Below are 14,725 nucleotides of genomic sequence, written 5' to 3'. Positions count from 1 at the left end.
AATGGCAGAAAATCAGCTAAACGAATTTGTTTCGGCCATTCCCATGCCAGCATTGATGGTCGACCAGACAGAGCGGATCGTTGCCGCCAACACTGATGCCATAACTCTGTTAGGCCGCAACATTCATGGCCGGCATTTCGCAACCATCCTGCGGCAGCCTCAGGTTATCGAAGCGATGGAGCAAAGCCTGAGCACGAAAGGGGCCGCGAAAACAAAGCATCTGTCCAACGACGGTGCGCAGGACACCACGTTCGAGGTCCAGTGCAGATACGTAAACGGGGTCGGTGCCGTTTCGGGCGGGGCAGTTTTGGCCATCTTCCAGGACGTGAGCCATCTGGAACAGGCCAGCCAGATGCGGCGGGACTTTGTAGCGAATGTCAGTCACGAGTTGCGCACCCCCTTGACCGCCCTGATGGGGTTCATTGAAACACTGCGTGGCCCGGCCCGAAAGGATGAGGCCGCGCGGGACCGGTTCCTGCAGATCATGATGGATGAGGCGAACCGGATGAACCGTCTGGTGGGCGATCTGTTGTCGCTAAACCGGGTCGAGAGCGAGGAACGTATCCGGCCAAAGGAAGCAGTGGACCTGACGGGGCTGTTGCAATCAACGATAAATACGCTGCGCCCGCTGGCAGAGGATGTGCAAGTCGCTTTGTCTCTGAACGCGCCGCCGGATTCCGTGTCGCTGCCGGGTGATGCCGATCAACTGCGTCAGGTCTTCACCAACCTTATCGAGAACGCCATCAAATACGGCAGCAGCGGCGGCGTCGTTGATGTCACGCTTGAGCTTTTGGAGCGTGACGCGACCGTACGTGGCCCGTCTGTGCGTGTTCAGGTGGCGGACAAGGGGCCAGGTATCGACTCAGTACATTTGCCCCGGCTGACGGAACGGTTTTATCGGGCCGACAGCCACCGGTCACGTCAGTTGGGGGGGACGGGACTTGGGCTGGCGATCGTAAAACACATCGTCAACCGGCATCGCGGCCGGTTGCGTGTGGAAAGCGAATTGGGGCAGGGCACAACGTTCACTGTGATCCTTCCCATCGGGCACAGCGAAACCTGAAACCTGCTCACGGAAGCCTTGCGTCGAGTGCATGACAGCTTTGCGCAAAGTTATGCAACTTTCCTCCGGCTTGTCATGAAACTGTTACACACCTGTCACAAAAGGCTTACGCGCGCCTCTTAGAGGTTCGCCCAAGATCATCATGGGGATGATCACTACATATCTTTGTCAAGGAGACTGAAATGTCCTTTGTAAAACTGTCGGCTTCTGCACTGGCCATCGCGGCCGTTTCGGCGACTACTGCTGCTGCGCGTGATCAGGTACAGGTTGCCGGTTCGTCAACCGTGCTGCCTTACGCTTCGATCGTTGCTGAAGCCTTCGGTGAAAACTTTGACTTCCCGACACCGGTTGTTGAATCGGGCGGTTCCTCGGCGGGTCTGAAGCGTTTTTGTGAAGGTGTAGGCGAAAACACCATCGACGTTGCGAACGCTTCGCGTGCCATCCGCGAAAAAGAGATCAAAGCCTGCGCTGAGAACGGCGTGACGGACATCATCGAAGTTCAGATCGGTTATGACGGCATCGTTTTCGCATCCGACATCAACGGCAACTCGTTCGAGTTCACGCCGGAAGACTGGTACAGAGCCCTGTCCGCTCAAATCGTCGTCGACGGCGAACTGGTCGACAACCCGAACAAAACCTGGGCCGACGTGAACCCTAACTTCCCGGCACAGCCGATCGCAGCCTTCATCCCGGGCACCAAGCACGGCACCCGTGAAGTGTTCGAAGACAAGGTGATCCTGGCCGGTTGTGAGCATCTGGGCGACTTTGACGTCTACAAGGCTGCCAACGGCGACGACAAGAAAGCAGCTGAAAAAGCCTGTATCGCGCTGCGTACCGACGGCGTTTCGGTCGACATCGACGGCGACTACACCGAAACCCTGGCCCGTATCGAAAGCAACAAGGACGGCATCGGCGTCTTTGGTCTGGCGTTCTATGAGAACAACACCGACAAGCTGCAGGTCGCGACCATGTCTGGCATCGTTCCTTCGACCGAGTCGATCGCATCCGGCGAATACCCGGTTTCGCGCCCGCTGTTCTTCTACGTGAAGAAAGCCCACATCGGCGTAATCCCCGGCCTGAAAGAGTATGCCGAGTTTTTCGTCGCTGACGAGATCGCAGGCCCCGATGGCCCGCTGGCAGAATACGGCCTGGTATCCGACCCAGAGCTGGTCAAAGTACAGGAAACAGTAGCCAACGAAACCGTTCTGGGCGGCGGCTCCTAAATACTCATATGAACGGAGCCGGGGCGTTTTCTTCGCGTCCCGGTTCCTTTTGACTCCTACTCTGCCATACTTACGGAGTTCTCATGGCGCTATCCTGGCTGTTGGTTATCCTGCTTGCACTGGCAGTGATTGGATTTTTCGCGGGCCGGTCCCGAGCATTGGCAAGCGCGGCCGGAGAGGCCCGTGATTTGCATTCTCTGCCATCATACTATGGCTACAACGTTGCTCTGACAGCTTTGGTTCCGGCATTGGGTGTGCTGATCATCTGGCTTCTGGTGCAGCCGATGATCGTGAACAGCACTGTTTCCGGCCTTATTCCTGATCAAGCGATCCCCGAGGGTTCGGACCGCGGCTTGGTCATGAGCGAGGTCCGCCGTGTGGCTTATGGTCTGGACGGCGCTGTGGCCACTGGCGCGATGGCTGAGCCGCAGGCCCGGGATGGCAATGCCGATATCGAAGCCCTGACCAAAACGCTGAAAGAGTCCGGACAGGTTCTGACGCAAGACATCACACAGCCAATTTTGGTGGCAGCGCAGAAGTACCGCAGCATGACGTCAACCGGGAAGGTGGCAATGCAGTTCGTCGTTCTGGCGATTGCTCTGTTTGGTGCCGCTTTTGCCTATATCAGAACGCACAAGGATTTCCGGGCTCGCAATGTGGTCGAGCAGGGGGTTCTGGCGCTGTTGCTGCTCGCCGCGTCGATTGCAATCCTGACAACCGTCGGCATCGTTCTGTCGATGTTGTTCGAGACCATGAACTTCTTCCAGCTGCATTCCTGGAAAGACTTTTTCCTGGGAACCACCTGGGCCCCCAACTTCCGTGGCGGAAGTGAGCTGTCGATTCTGCCGCTGCTCTGGGGCACGCTATACATCTCGCTGATTGCGCTGCTGGTTGCTGTGCCGATCGGTCTGTTCGCCGCAATTTACCTGTCGGAATATGCATCCGGTGCGACCCGGTCGATCGCCAAACCTCTGCTCGAAATTCTGGCGGGTATCCCGACCATCGTTTACGGTTTGTTTGCCTTGCTGACGGTTGGTCCCGCGCTTGTTTCCCTTTTCGGTGATGGTGGCGCTTTGGGGGTGGGCTGGATGGCCAGTTCCAACGCGGTTCTGACGGCCGGTCTGGTGATGGGGATCATGCTGATTCCGTTCGTGTCCTCGCTGTCGGACGACATCATCAACGCTGTACCGCAATCCATGCGTGACGGTTCTCTCGGCCTTGGGGCCACGCATTCGGAAACCGTGCGCAATGTGATCCTGCCCGCAGCGCTGCCGGGCATCGTCGGGGCAATTCTGCTGGCCGCCAGCCGTGCCATTGGTGAAACGATGATCGTTGTGATGGCCGCCGGTGCGATAGCAAAGTTCTCGGGCAACCCATTCGAGGCGATGACCACCATCACCACTCGGATCGTCAGCCAGTTGACAGGTGATACCGACTTTGCCAGCCCTGAAACGCTGGTCGCGTTCGCGCTGGGTCTGACACTCTTTGTGATCACGCTGGGCCTGAATATCCTCGCCCTCTACATCGTACGCAAATACCGGGAGCAGTACGAATGACCGATATTTCCCAAACACCTGGCGCTGCTCCGACCGCGAAAACCAAGGACGGATCGCTGTTCGAAAAGGACGCGCGCACCAAGCGGCGCAATGCGGCTGAAAGCCGGTTCAAGATGTACGGTATCGCCGCCATCGGTATCGGGCTGCTGATGCTGGTCGTTCTGGTTACGAATATCGTAACCGCCGGCACCGGGGCATTTCAGCAAACCTATCTTGAGCTGGATGTCGACCTGAAGGCCGACAAGTTGGACAAGAAGGGCAACCGCAATATTGAGGACATCAAGAAGGTGTCGACCTTTGGTTATGCGCCTCTGATCGCGTCTGCGCTGGAATCCGAAGTTGCAAAACTGGGCATCCAGACTGAACTGACACCTAAACAGATGGGCGGTATCCTGTCCAAAGCTGCGCAGGCGGAATTGCGGAACTACGTCATCGCCAATCCTGATGAGATCGGCAATACGGTCAGCTTCCGGTTTCTGACCAACAGCCGCGTTGATGGTTACATGAAAGATCGAGTAACCCGCGACTCGATTGCCAACGACAAGAGCATCTCGGTCGAACAACTTGATTTCGTTGACCAGTTGCGGGATGCCGGTGTTCTGTACAAGGCGTTCAACCCCGACTTCATCCTTGGTGCTGATGCGTCCGACCAACGGCCCGAGGCGGCAGGGATCGGCGTCTCAATGCTGGGTTCGCTGTTCATGATGTTCGTCGTGCTGGCGCTGGCGCTGCCGATTGGCGTTGCAGCCTCGATCTATCTTGAGGAATTCGCGCCGCAGAACCGGCTGACCGATATTATCGAGGTGAATATCTCGAACCTGGCTGCCGTTCCGTCCATCGTGTTCGGTATCCTGGGTCTTGCCGTGTTCATCAACTACATGCACCTGCCAACGTCCGCTCCGCTGGTCGGCGGTTTGGTGCTGACGCTGATGACCTTGCCGACGATCATCATATCGACCCGAGCGTCGCTGAAGGCCGTGCCGCCGTCGATCCGCGATGCAGCGCTTGGGGTAGGGGCCTCGAAAATGCAGGCGGTGTTCCACCATGTTCTGCCCCTGGCCGCACCCGGTATTCTGACCGGAACCATCATTGGTCTGGCGCAGGCGCTGGGTGAAACGGCTCCGCTGTTGCTGATCGGAATGGTGGGCTTTATCGCCTCGAACCCGCCCGACGGCATCGTTGCGGGCTTCCTGTCCCCGAACTCGGCCATGCCGGCGCAGATCTACGAATGGTCCAAGCGCGCCGACCCGGCCTTTTACGAACGCGCATGGGGGGGCATCATCATTCTGTTGATCTTCCTCGTCACAATGAACACGATTGCGGTCATCCTGCGCCGCCGCTTTGAACGCCGCTGGTAAGTGGAGGCAATAATGAACGACATGACACGAGTGGAGAGAACCGTGGACTCCGAAGAAATCAAGATCGCCGCGAAAAACGTTCAGGTCTATTACGGCGATGCCCACGCCATCAAGGACGTGAACGTGGAGATCGAAGACAAGAAGGTGACGGCCTTCATCGGCCCGTCGGGGTGCGGCAAATCCACCTTCCTGCGCTGCCTGAACCGGATGAACGACACGATCGACATTTGCCGTGTCGAAGGTGATATCCTGTTGGATGGCGAAGACATCTATGACAAGCGTGTCGACCCGGTGCAGCTGCGCGCCAAAGTGGGGATGGTGTTCCAGAAGCCCAACCCGTTCCCCAAGTCGATCTACGACAATGTCGCTTACGGTCCTCGCATCCACGGCCTTGCCAAGAACAAGGCAGAACTGGATGAGATCGTTGAGAAATCCTTGCGCCGGGGTGCGATCTGGGATGAGGTCAAGGACCGGCTGGATGCCCCGGGTACAGGTCTGTCCGGTGGTCAGCAGCAACGCCTGTGCATCGCCCGCGCCGTCGCGACCGAGCCCGAGGTTCTGCTGATGGACGAACCCTGTTCGGCGCTGGACCCGATTGCAACGGCGCAAGTCGAGGAACTGATCGATGAGCTGCGCGCGCAATATTCTGTGGTGATCGTGACCCATTCGATGCAGCAGGCCGCCCGTGTAAGCCAGAAGACCGCTTTCTTCCATTTGGGAAACCTGGTCGAGTTTGGCGAAACCGGCCAGATCTTCACCAACCCGGTGGATCCCCGCACGGAAAGCTACATTACAGGCCGGATCGGCTGAGCACAGGTAACCAGATATGACTGAACAACATATTGCATCCGCATTCGACCGCGACCTTGAAACGATCCAGGCCCACATCATGAAGATGGGTGGTCTGGTCGAGGCCGCAATCATGAGCTCGGCCCGCTCGCTTGAGACGCGCGACGAGGAACTGGCGCAGCAAGTCCGGCAGGGCGACAAGGCCATTGACGCGCTTGAAGAACTGATCAACGAAGAAACCGCGCGTCTGATTGCGCTGCGGTCCCCGACGGCCGGCGATCTGAGGCTGGTGTTGTCGGTCCTGAAGGTTTCGGCCAACCTGGAACGCATTGGCGATTACTCCAAGAACATTGCCAAGCGTACCACGGTTCTGGTCAACGCAGGCGAGATCAACGGCAGCGCTGCGGCTCTGCGCCGTATGGCGCGCGAGGTCGAGCGTATGCTGCGTGACGCCCTGGATGCCTATATCCAGCGCGACGCCGAACTGGCGGCCGACGTGATCGAACGGGACGAAGAGGTGGACCAGATGTATAACGGTCTGTTCCGCGAATTCCTGACGTTCATGGCCGAGGATCCGCGCAATATTTCGTCGTGTATGCATTTGCATTTCATCGCCAAGAACATCGAGCGTATGGGCGACCATGTCACTGCAATCGCTGAGCAGGTTGTTTATCTCGTGACCGGTGAACGACCCTCCGAGGCGCGGCCCAAGGCTGATATCACCTCGCAAACCGTCTAGGAGATCGCGATCATGTCCGCTGATCAGCCCACAGTTCTGGTTGTCGAGGATGAACCCGCGCAGCGCGAAGTGCTGGCCTACAATCTTGAAGCAGAAGGGTTTCGCGTCTCAAAAGCCGCCAACGGTGACGAAGCCCTGCTGCTGGTCGATGAGGATAGCCCGGACATCATCGTGCTAGACTGGATGATGCCACATCTCAGCGGGATCGAAGTCTGTCGGCGTCTGAAAACCCGGCCGGATACGCGCTCCATTCCGATCATCATGCTTTCGGCCCGTACGGAAGAGGTGGACAAGGTGCGTGGGCTGGAAACCGGCGCGGATGACTATGTGGTCAAGCCGTATTCAGTCGTCGAACTCATGGCACGGGTGCGATCCCAACTGCGGCGTGTGCGTCCGGCGACGGTTGGTCTGCGGCTGGAGTATGACGACATCGTTCTGGACTCCGAGACACACAAAGTCAGCCGCGACAGCAAACCGCTGAAACTTGGCCCGACCGAGTTTCGCCTGCTCAGCACTTTCATGGAAAAGCCAGGCCGGGTCTGGAGCCGCGAGCAATTGCTGGACCGGGTCTGGGGGCGGGACATTTATGTCGATACCAGAACAGTTGACGTGCATATCGGACGCCTGCGCAAGGCTTTGACACAGCATGGGGGCGACGATCCGGTGCGCACGGTACGTGGTGCTGGCTACGCCTTGGGCTGAGCAAAGGGCAGGGCGGCCCGGTCAGAAACTATGCGATTCACTCATGGGTGATTGCTAAACTCTTGCTGTCTTTTGCCAGCGCTCCGGGTTATTTTGCCGCGAAGCCGACTGAGCGGAGAATGATCATGAACGCCCCGACCCCCAAACCCACCTTGCGCGCCAAGGATACGCCGGATCTTGGTAAATTTGCCTGGGATGATCCTTTTCGCCTGTCTGATCAGCTGAACGAAGACGAACGCATGATTGCGGACAGCGCCCGTGCTTATGCTCAGGAAAAGCTGCAACCCCGGATTACGCAGGCGTTCGAGGAGGAAAAGACAGACCCCGAGATCTTTCGCGAGATGGGCGAAATGGGTTTGCTGGGCACCACGATTCCCGAAGAATATGGCGGGATCGGTGCCGGCTATGTCTCGTACGGGCTGGTGGCGCGTGAAGTCGAGCGTGTGGATTCCGGCTATCGATCGATGATGTCGGTGCAAAGCTCACTGGTGATGTATCCGATCTATGCCTATGGCAGTGAAGAACAGCGGCAAAAATACCTGCCCAAGCTGGCCAGCGGAGAGTGGATTGGTTGTTTCGGTCTGACCGAGGCGGACGCGGGTTCGGACCCGGCAGGCATGAAGACCCGCGCAGAAGAGATCGATGGCGGCTATCGGTTGACCGGCAGCAAGATGTGGATTTCCAATGCACCGATCGCGGATGTGTTTGTTGTCTGGGCCAAATCCGATGCGCATGACGGCAAAATTCGCGGTTTTGTGCTTGAAAAAGGCCTCAAGGGTCTAAGCGCCCCTAAGATTCAGAACAAGCTGAGCCTGCGTGCATCAATCACCGGTGAAATCGTTCTGGATGGCGTAGAGGTTGGTGAAGACGCATTGCTGCCCCATGTTCAGGGTCTGAAAGGTCCATTCGGCTGTCTGAACCGCGCAAGATACGGCATCAGCTGGGGAGTCATGGGGGCAGCGGAATGCTGCTGGCATGGCGCACGCCAGTATGGACTGGACCGCAAGCAATTCAATCGTCCCTTGGCGCAAACGCAATTGTTCCAGCGCAAACTGGCCGACATGCAAACCGAAATCGCGCTGGGGCTGCAGGCCAGCCTGCGGGTCGGACGCCTGATGGACCAGGCCGAAGCTGCGCCGGAAATGATTTCGATCGTGAAGCGCAACAATTGTGGCAAAGCTCTGGATATCGCGCGTCTGGCACGCGACATGCACGGTGGCAACGGTATCTCTCTGGAGTTTCACGTTATTCGCCACATGGTCAATCTGGAGACCGTGAATACCTATGAAGGCACTCACGATGTCCATGCATTGATCCTGGGGCGGGCGCAAACCGGCTTGCAGGCGTTTTTCTAAGCGCCGGATTTCGACGGTGAACATTCTGCCAGTCGGCTGCTATTTTGGCAGCCGGGTGGTTGTCGTTGGTAAGATTTTATTCAGAGGTTTGTGAGTTGCCGTCAGCTTGACCGTCAATTTCACAAGATACGTTAGTACGCATAATCGGTATTATGGTAAAAAGCCTCCTTCGCGTTCCTGGTGACACGTTCTTGGTGACACGTTGCTAATCAAAAGTAGTCTAACATCATAACAATCGGTTAGAAGAGATCTCTAACCTTGTTTGACAGCCTTCCGCATCAGGCCTTCCTGTGCGACAGAAGCCACAAGTTCGCCATTCTGAGAAAAGATCGAACCGCGGTTAAAACTGCGACCACGGCCTGTCCAAGGTGAATCCATCGAATACAAATGCCAGTTCTCGAAGTGAACCGGTGCATGGAACCACAACGCATGATCTAGGCTGGCGCTGTTGACTTCGCCAGTATACCAGCTCAGGCCATGCGGCCGCATCCCTGACGTCATCAGGTACATGTCTGACGCGTAGGCCAACAACAGATGTTGTGTGATTGGATCAGTGTCAGCCGCTGCTGACATGCGAAACCAGATTTGGTTGCGGTCATCGGATTTCACCGGATGGATCGGGCTGTGGTGATTGACCTCACGAACTTCAATCGGACGTTCCCGAAGCAGTTCGCCATGCAGCCGTTTCGGAACTTGATCCAGCAACTTGTGATACAACTCTGATCGCGCGGGATACGAGTTCGGTGAATTCGACTCTGGCATGGGATGTTGGTGATCCCACCCATCATCCTGAATATGAAATGACGCCGACAAGTTCAGGATTTGTTTCCCGTTCTGGATTGCTACAACCCGGCGAGTCGTGAAAGAACCTCCATCTCGTGCTCTATCCACTTGATATATTATCGGAATATCAGGATTTCCGGGTCGTATGAAATACGCATGAAGCGAATGGCATAGCCGGTCGTCCACTGTCCTGTATGCCGCAGCCAGTGCTTGAGCTATGACCTGACCGCCGAAAACTCTTGTTGGGGTTTCCCCGCCGGATCCGGTGCCCCGAAACAGGTCTTGTTCAAGCCTTTCAACGTTGAGAAGATCAAGAAGGATACGCTCGGCTTCGGTCATATTGTGTCTCACTGGTGTATTTCTTCAGGCGAAGTAACAGTCGCCGACCGGTCATTCAATGATTGTACCCAAAACCAGTGATTTTAGCTCGGCACGGGACGGGTACGAACTAGAAGGAGACAACTGTGTGAAGAACACCGAAGTCAGATCGTTCTGGTAGTCGATCCAGAAAAACGTAGAAGCCATTCCGCCCCAACTGAAATCCCCTTGGGACCCGGCAACCCGGGTGCGACCCGGTTGGATAACAACAGCGCCCGCAAGTCCAAACCCCATTCCCTCCATTGGTTGTTCCGCAAAACTGCGCGGGCCCATCGATGCGATGTCACCCGGCAATTGGTTATGCATCATAAACTCAACGGTCTTGGGGCCCAACAGGCGGTGGCCGTTCCCCTGCCCCCGATTTCGCAGCATTTCCGCGAAACGGGCATAGTCATCGATCGTGCTTACCAGACCGCCACCTCCGGAATACATCGTCGCGCGTTCAAACGGAGATTTCCCGGCTTCGTCTACAAGCCGCAGGCTGTTTTCCCCGACATCGGCGGAATTGAGGGCCATGGCATCGCCAGCCAAGGGGGTGTAAAGCGACGCAAATCTGCTGGATGCTCCATGTGGGACTGAAAAACCGGTCTTTGTCATGCCCAATGGGTCAAAAACACTTTGCAGAAGGAACCCGTCCAAGGACTGTCCGGATACGATTTCGACGATCCGGCCAAGAACGTCTGTCGCGACGGAGTATTCCCACCTGGTCCCTGGTTGGAACGCCAGTGGCAGGGTCGCGAGTTTTGTTACGTTGTCCGCCAGAAAGCCCTGATCCGGCTTGAAAAATAGTTCCTGCGCTTCCATGGCTTCCGGCAGTATTCCGGGGTTAAAGGAATAGCTAAGGCCACTTGTGTGTGTCAGTAGCTGGTGCACCGTCGGGGTCGTGGCAGGTTCTGTCTGATCAATCCTTGTTGCGTCAGACACAAGCGCCTGCATATCCGCGAACTCGGGCAAAAAGTCAGATACCAGCGCGTTCAGAGGAAACAAACCGCGTTCAACCAGCATCATGATGGCGACGGACGTGATCGGTTTGGTCATCGAATAAATTCGAACCACTGTGTCACGTTCAAAAGGCAGTTCGCGCGCAAGATCCCGATGCCCGCAGGTATGGAAAAACGCCTCTCTACCGCCCTGGATCAGCAACAACGAAGAACCTGCGTATTTGCGCTGATCGACATAGCGTTGCATCCAGTGGCGGATGTGTTGCGTCCTGTCAGGGTCAAGTGTCGACTGGCGTGCCATGTATTTCCAAACCTGTGTTGTATTGCGGATTTCGCTGCTCCAGCCAGCCAATGCAGGTGTCGGCCGCCGTTTTGTATGTATCGCAACGGAGTTATTACATATTTTTATACAACAATGGCATGTAGACATCTTCCCCATTTCACGTTTATCAAACTGTTATGGGGACAGTAAAATAATGCGCAAAATTCTGGTATTAAATGGGCCAAACCTCAATTTGCTGGGTACGCGGCAACCTGAGATTTACGGCAGCGTCACTTTGAAAGACGTCGAAGATCTGTGCATAGCGCATGGAAAGTCGATTGGGCTGTCAGTATCACATCTTCAGTCCAACCACGAAGGCGCGCTTATTGATGCCATCCACGCGGCGCGTGGGGTTTATGATGGGCTGGTACTGAACGCCGGCGCCTATACGCACACTTCAATTGCATTGCTGGACGCGATTTCGTCGGTCGAGCTGCCGACGATTGAGGTCCACCTGTCAAACATTCATGCGCGAGAATCCTTCCGCCACAAGTCCTACATCGCCAAGGCGGCGCTTGGTCAGATTTGCGGATTTGGGGCGCAAAGCTATGTGCTGGCTTTGGATGCGTTGGCTTCGCATCTCAATGACGGAGGTGGCGCGGCGTGAACCTGAAAGAATATCTTCATTTCCTGAGCTATACGAAAACTCTGGAAGAGCTATGGGACGCACACTGCCGTCAAATGGCTGAGTTTGGGTTCGAGCGTCTTTTGTACGGCTACACGTTGTTCCGGACAGAAACGTCGCTGGGAGACCCCGAAGATTTTGTCATCCTCACAAACCACGGCCGGGCGTATTTGGATGGTTTTTTGCAGGGTGGACTGTATTTCCATGCGCCAATGTTGAAATGGGCGCTGAACAATGAGGGTGCGCAAAGTTGGAATCTGGCACAATCTTCGCAGAGCAACGGTTCGTTGTCTCCTCAGGAGAAGCAGGTTCTGGATTTCAACAAGTCCATGGGCGTTGTTGCCGGATATACTGTCAGCTTCAATTCCGTGTCGATGCGCACCAAGGGCGCAATCTCTCTGGCGGCCGGAAGTGATCTGAGCCAGGATGATGTTGACGCGATATGGGATGAGCACGGCGAAGACATTCTGCTGATGAACAATGTCGCCCATCTGAAGATCCTGACACTGCCCTATCACGCCCCCAACCGGGCCCTGACAAAGCGCCAGCGTGAGGCGCTGCAATGGGTCGGCGATGGCAAGACAACGCAGGATATTGCTCTGCTCATGGGGCTGACTTCAGCGACAGTAGAAAAGCACCTCAGGCTCGCGCGCGAGTCACTTGCAGTTGAAACAACAGCGCAGGCTGTCCTGAAAGCTTCGCTGCAGAACCAGATGTTCGTTATGGAGGCATAACGCATCAATTTTGACGCTAAATTGCGTCAATTTACCTTAGGTAAGGAAATCATGACTTTCCGAATCCTTACCATAAGTTGCAAAGTGAGAGTGTTCCGTGAGTGGTGGCTTTAGCCAGGGAACAATTGATCGGATCTTTGCAATACCAGGGCTCTCCGGTCGCTCTGACTCAAATGCGTCTATTGGTCCACGTAGTTGAGTCGGAAATTTTGGGGGGCCTCGACCATCCCCATCATGCGGGGCCCCTCAATCAACCTTTTCTCCAATTTTGCGGTAGTCGGCAGCGTTCTGCGTACGTGCATCCGGAATACAAAAAACCGGTCACGCTTTCACGTAACCGGTTCCTATTTCTTAGTGGGGGTATCTGTTGATACCCCGCATTCTCAGCCCTGAGCAGCCTTGGCCACTTCGGCTGCGAAGTCTTCTTTTTCGACAACGATGCCTTCACCCACTTCCAGACGGACGAAGCCGGTGATGGTCGCGCCAGCTTCTTTGGCAGCGGCTTCAACAGTCAGGTCAGGGTTCACAACGAACTGCTGGTTCAGCAAAGTCGATTCTGCGACGAATTTCTTCATGCGGCCTACGATCATCTTTTCGATCACCTGCTCGGGCTTGCCGGATTCGCGGGCGATGTCCATCTGAACCTGCTTTTCCTTCTCGACAACAGCCGGGTCCATATCATCTTCGGACAGGGCCGCCGGGTTTACAGCTGCGATGTGCATTGCAACCTGTTTGCCGATTGCTTCGTCACCACCGGTCAGAGCAACCAGAACACCGATTTTGCCCATGCCATTGGTGGCAGCGTTGTGCACGTAAGACACAACGGTGTCGCCCGACAGTTTGGCCATGCGGCGAACCGACATGTTTTCTCCGATGGTGGCGATCTTGTCGGTCAGCGTGTCGGCAACGGTCTTGCCGCCCAGATCAGCAGCCAGCAGCGCCTCGACATTGTCCACGCCTTCGGCGGCGTAGGCGATTTTGCCAACCATTTCCTGGAACTCGCCATTCTTCGCAACGAAGTCGGTTTCCGAGTTCACTTCGACAGCGACACCGGTGCCACCGTCCACGTGAACTGCAACCAGACCTTCTGCCGCGGTACGGCCAGATTTCTTAGCCGCTTTGGCCAGGCCCTTGGTGCGCAGCCAGTCAACGGCTTCGTCCATGTTGCCGCCGGTTTCGGTCAGCGCTTTTTTTGCGTCCATCATGCCTGCGCCGGTCGAGTCGCGCAGTTCTTTAACCATTGCTGCTGTGATTGCCATCTTTTGGCTCTCCTCAATTCAAACGGAATTGGGGCAGGTCTACCCTGCCCCATATGTCATTTTGGTGACGGGCAGCTTACGCTTCAGCAGGTGCTTCTGCTTCGGCCTCTTCAGCAACGGCTTCTTCAACCGGAGCTTCTTCGAACGCACCCAGGTCAACGCCCGCAGCACCCATCTGAGCGGTCATGCCGTCCAGTGCGGCGCGTGCGGCCAGATCGCAGTACAGAGCGATTGCGCGTGCAGCGTCGTCGTTGCCGGGGATGATGTAATCAACGCCGTCGGGCGAGCAGTTGGTGTCGACAACTGCCACAACCGGGATACCCAGCTTGTTGGCTTCGGCGATGGCCAGTGCTTCTTTCTTGACGTCGATGACGAACAGCAGATCAGGAACGCCGCCCATCTCGCGGATACCGCCCAGCGAAGCCTGCAGCTTGGACTGGTCACGCTCCATGCCCAGACGCTCTTTCTTGGTCAGGCCTTCGGCGCCCGATTCCATTGCTTCGTCGATCTGGTTCAGACGGTTGATCGATTGGGAAACGGTTTTCCAGTTGGTCAGGGTGCCGCCCAGCCAGCGGTGGTTCATATAGTACTGCGCCGACTTTTCAGCGGCTTCAGCGATCGGCTGAGCAGCCTGACGCTTGGTGCCAACGAACAGAACGCGGCCACCTTTTGCGACCGTGTCACGAACAGCCTGCAGAGCCTGATCCAGCATCGGAACGGTCTGGGTCAGGTCCATGATGTGGATGCCATTGCGCGAGCCGTAAATGAACGGGCCCATGCGGGGATTCCAACGCTGTGTCTGGTGACCAAAGTGAACGCCAGCTTCCAGCAGCTGACGCATGGTGAACTCGGGAAGAGCCATGCTTTACTTTCCTTTTCCGGTTTACGCCTCGGCGGG

The 14,725-nt window shown here is 56.3% G+C and carries 14 protein-coding genes; 10 read left to right on the top strand and 4 right to left on the bottom strand.

Annotated features, from left to right (window positions below):
• Window position 1 precedes the first annotated feature (1 nt).
• From ACR3EQ_RS04960 to ACR3EQ_RS04925, 8 genes are all read left to right on the top strand, one after another.
• On the top strand, window positions 2-1,063 hold the full coding sequence (locus tag ACR3EQ_RS04960; protein ID WP_170615026.1) for an ATP-binding protein: 1,062 nt from the start codon (window positions 2-4) through the stop codon (window positions 1,061-1,063).
• A 182-nt stretch (window positions 1,064-1,245) separates the two neighbouring features.
• Entirely contained in the window at window positions 1,246-2,286 is a 1,041-nt protein-coding gene (locus tag ACR3EQ_RS04955) for a substrate-binding domain-containing protein (RefSeq protein ID WP_170615027.1), read from the top strand.
• Window positions 2,287-2,369: 83 nt separating this feature from the next.
• Window positions 2,370-3,842, top strand: a complete 1,473-nt coding sequence (gene pstC / locus ACR3EQ_RS04950) for a phosphate ABC transporter permease subunit PstC (protein WP_480489967.1) — start codon at window positions 2,370-2,372, stop codon at window positions 3,840-3,842.
• A complete protein-coding gene (gene pstA / locus ACR3EQ_RS04945; RefSeq protein WP_170615029.1) occupies window positions 3,839-5,200 on the top strand; it encodes a phosphate ABC transporter permease PstA in 1,362 nt (453 codons plus the stop codon). The genes pstC and pstA overlap by 4 nt, the downstream gene beginning before the upstream one ends.
• Before the next feature lie 12 nt (window positions 5,201-5,212).
• The gene (gene pstB / locus ACR3EQ_RS04940) at window positions 5,213-6,010 is read left to right on the top strand and encodes a phosphate ABC transporter ATP-binding protein PstB (RefSeq protein WP_170677121.1); all 798 of its coding nucleotides are present in this window, start codon (window positions 5,213-5,215) and stop codon (window positions 6,008-6,010) included.
• Between the two features lie 16 nt (window positions 6,011-6,026).
• Entirely contained in the window at window positions 6,027-6,728 is a 702-nt protein-coding gene (gene phoU, locus ACR3EQ_RS04935; RefSeq protein WP_170615031.1) for a phosphate signaling complex protein PhoU, read from the top strand.
• A gap of 12 nt (window positions 6,729-6,740) precedes the next feature.
• Window positions 6,741-7,430: a phosphate regulon transcriptional regulator PhoB gene (gene phoB, locus ACR3EQ_RS04930; RefSeq protein ID WP_170806354.1), complete on the top strand. Its 690-nt coding sequence runs from the start codon at window positions 6,741-6,743 to the stop codon at window positions 7,428-7,430.
• A gap of 125 nt (window positions 7,431-7,555) precedes the next feature.
• Window positions 7,556-8,785, top strand: a complete 1,230-nt coding sequence (locus ACR3EQ_RS04925) for an acyl-CoA dehydrogenase (protein ID WP_480489966.1) — start codon at window positions 7,556-7,558, stop codon at window positions 8,783-8,785.
• A gap of 252 nt (window positions 8,786-9,037) precedes the next feature.
• Here ACR3EQ_RS04925 and ACR3EQ_RS04920 read toward each other — a convergent pair whose 3' ends face one another.
• Together ACR3EQ_RS04920 and ACR3EQ_RS04915 are read right to left on the bottom strand one after the other, a co-directional pair.
• A complete protein-coding gene (locus ACR3EQ_RS04920) occupies window positions 9,038-9,907 on the bottom strand; it encodes an acyl-CoA thioesterase (RefSeq protein ID WP_170615034.1) in 870 nt (289 codons plus the stop codon).
• A 51-nt stretch (window positions 9,908-9,958) separates the two neighbouring features.
• Window positions 9,959-11,188: a serine hydrolase domain-containing protein gene (locus tag ACR3EQ_RS04915; protein ID WP_170615035.1), complete on the bottom strand. Its 1,230-nt coding sequence runs from the start codon at window positions 11,186-11,188 to the stop codon at window positions 9,959-9,961.
• A gap of 175 nt (window positions 11,189-11,363) precedes the next feature.
• Here ACR3EQ_RS04915 and aroQ point away from each other — a divergent pair, with 175 nt between their 5' ends.
• On the top strand, window positions 11,364-11,816 hold the full coding sequence (gene aroQ, locus ACR3EQ_RS04910) for a type II 3-dehydroquinate dehydratase (protein ID WP_170615036.1): 453 nt from the start codon (window positions 11,364-11,366) through the stop codon (window positions 11,814-11,816).
• Complete coding sequence (locus tag ACR3EQ_RS04905; RefSeq protein ID WP_170615037.1) at window positions 11,813-12,568, top strand: autoinducer binding domain-containing protein; 756 nt, start codon at window positions 11,813-11,815, stop codon at window positions 12,566-12,568. The genes aroQ and ACR3EQ_RS04905 overlap by 4 nt, the downstream gene beginning before the upstream one ends.
• Before the next feature lie 383 nt (window positions 12,569-12,951).
• Here ACR3EQ_RS04905 and tsf read toward each other — a convergent pair whose 3' ends face one another.
• Window positions 12,952-13,827, bottom strand: a complete 876-nt coding sequence (gene tsf, locus ACR3EQ_RS04900) for a translation elongation factor Ts (RefSeq protein WP_170615038.1) — start codon at window positions 13,825-13,827, stop codon at window positions 12,952-12,954.
• Window positions 13,828-13,903: 76 nt separating this feature from the next.
• The gene (rpsB, locus tag ACR3EQ_RS04895; RefSeq protein WP_170615039.1) at window positions 13,904-14,689 is read right to left on the bottom strand and encodes a 30S ribosomal protein S2; all 786 of its coding nucleotides are present in this window, start codon (window positions 14,687-14,689) and stop codon (window positions 13,904-13,906) included.
• Window positions 14,690-14,725: the final 36 nt, after the last annotated feature.

This window comes from Ruegeria sp. AN11, assembly GCF_056536005.1.
This window is presented reverse-complemented; position numbering and strand designations above follow the sequence as displayed.

Excerpts from the sequence above, each read along its gene's own strand:
- pstC (WP_480489967.1), top strand. The coding sequence starts at position 2,370 with ATGGCGCTATCCTGGCTGTTGGTTATCCTGCTTGCACTGGCAGTGATT.
- ACR3EQ_RS04960 (WP_170615026.1), top strand. The coding sequence starts at position 2 with ATGGCAGAAAATCAGCTAAACGAATTTGTTTCGGCCATTCCCATGCCA.
- phoU (WP_170615031.1), top strand. The coding sequence starts at position 6,027 with ATGACTGAACAACATATTGCATCCGCATTCGACCGCGACCTTGAAACG.
- pstB (WP_170677121.1), top strand. The coding sequence starts at position 5,213 with ATGAACGACATGACACGAGTGGAGAGAACCGTGGACTCCGAAGAAATC.
- pstA (WP_170615029.1), top strand. The coding sequence starts at position 3,839 with ATGACCGATATTTCCCAAACACCTGGCGCTGCTCCGACCGCGAAAACC.
- phoB (WP_170806354.1), top strand. The coding sequence starts at position 6,741 with ATGTCCGCTGATCAGCCCACAGTTCTGGTTGTCGAGGATGAACCCGCG.
- ACR3EQ_RS04925 (WP_480489966.1), top strand. The coding sequence starts at position 7,556 with ATGAACGCCCCGACCCCCAAACCCACCTTGCGCGCCAAGGATACGCCG.
- ACR3EQ_RS04920 (WP_170615034.1), bottom strand. The coding sequence starts at position 9,907 with ATGACCGAAGCCGAGCGTATCCTTCTTGATCTTCTCAACGTTGAAAGG.
- ACR3EQ_RS04915 (WP_170615035.1), bottom strand. The coding sequence starts at position 11,188 with ATGGCACGCCAGTCGACACTTGACCCTGACAGGACGCAACACATCCGC.
- tsf (WP_170615038.1), bottom strand. The coding sequence starts at position 13,827 with ATGGCAATCACAGCAGCAATGGTTAAAGAACTGCGCGACTCGACCGGC.
- rpsB (WP_170615039.1), bottom strand. The coding sequence starts at position 14,689 with ATGGCTCTTCCCGAGTTCACCATGCGTCAGCTGCTGGAAGCTGGCGTT.
- ACR3EQ_RS04955 (WP_170615027.1), top strand. The coding sequence starts at position 1,246 with ATGTCCTTTGTAAAACTGTCGGCTTCTGCACTGGCCATCGCGGCCGTT.
- aroQ (WP_170615036.1), top strand. The coding sequence starts at position 11,364 with ATGCGCAAAATTCTGGTATTAAATGGGCCAAACCTCAATTTGCTGGGT.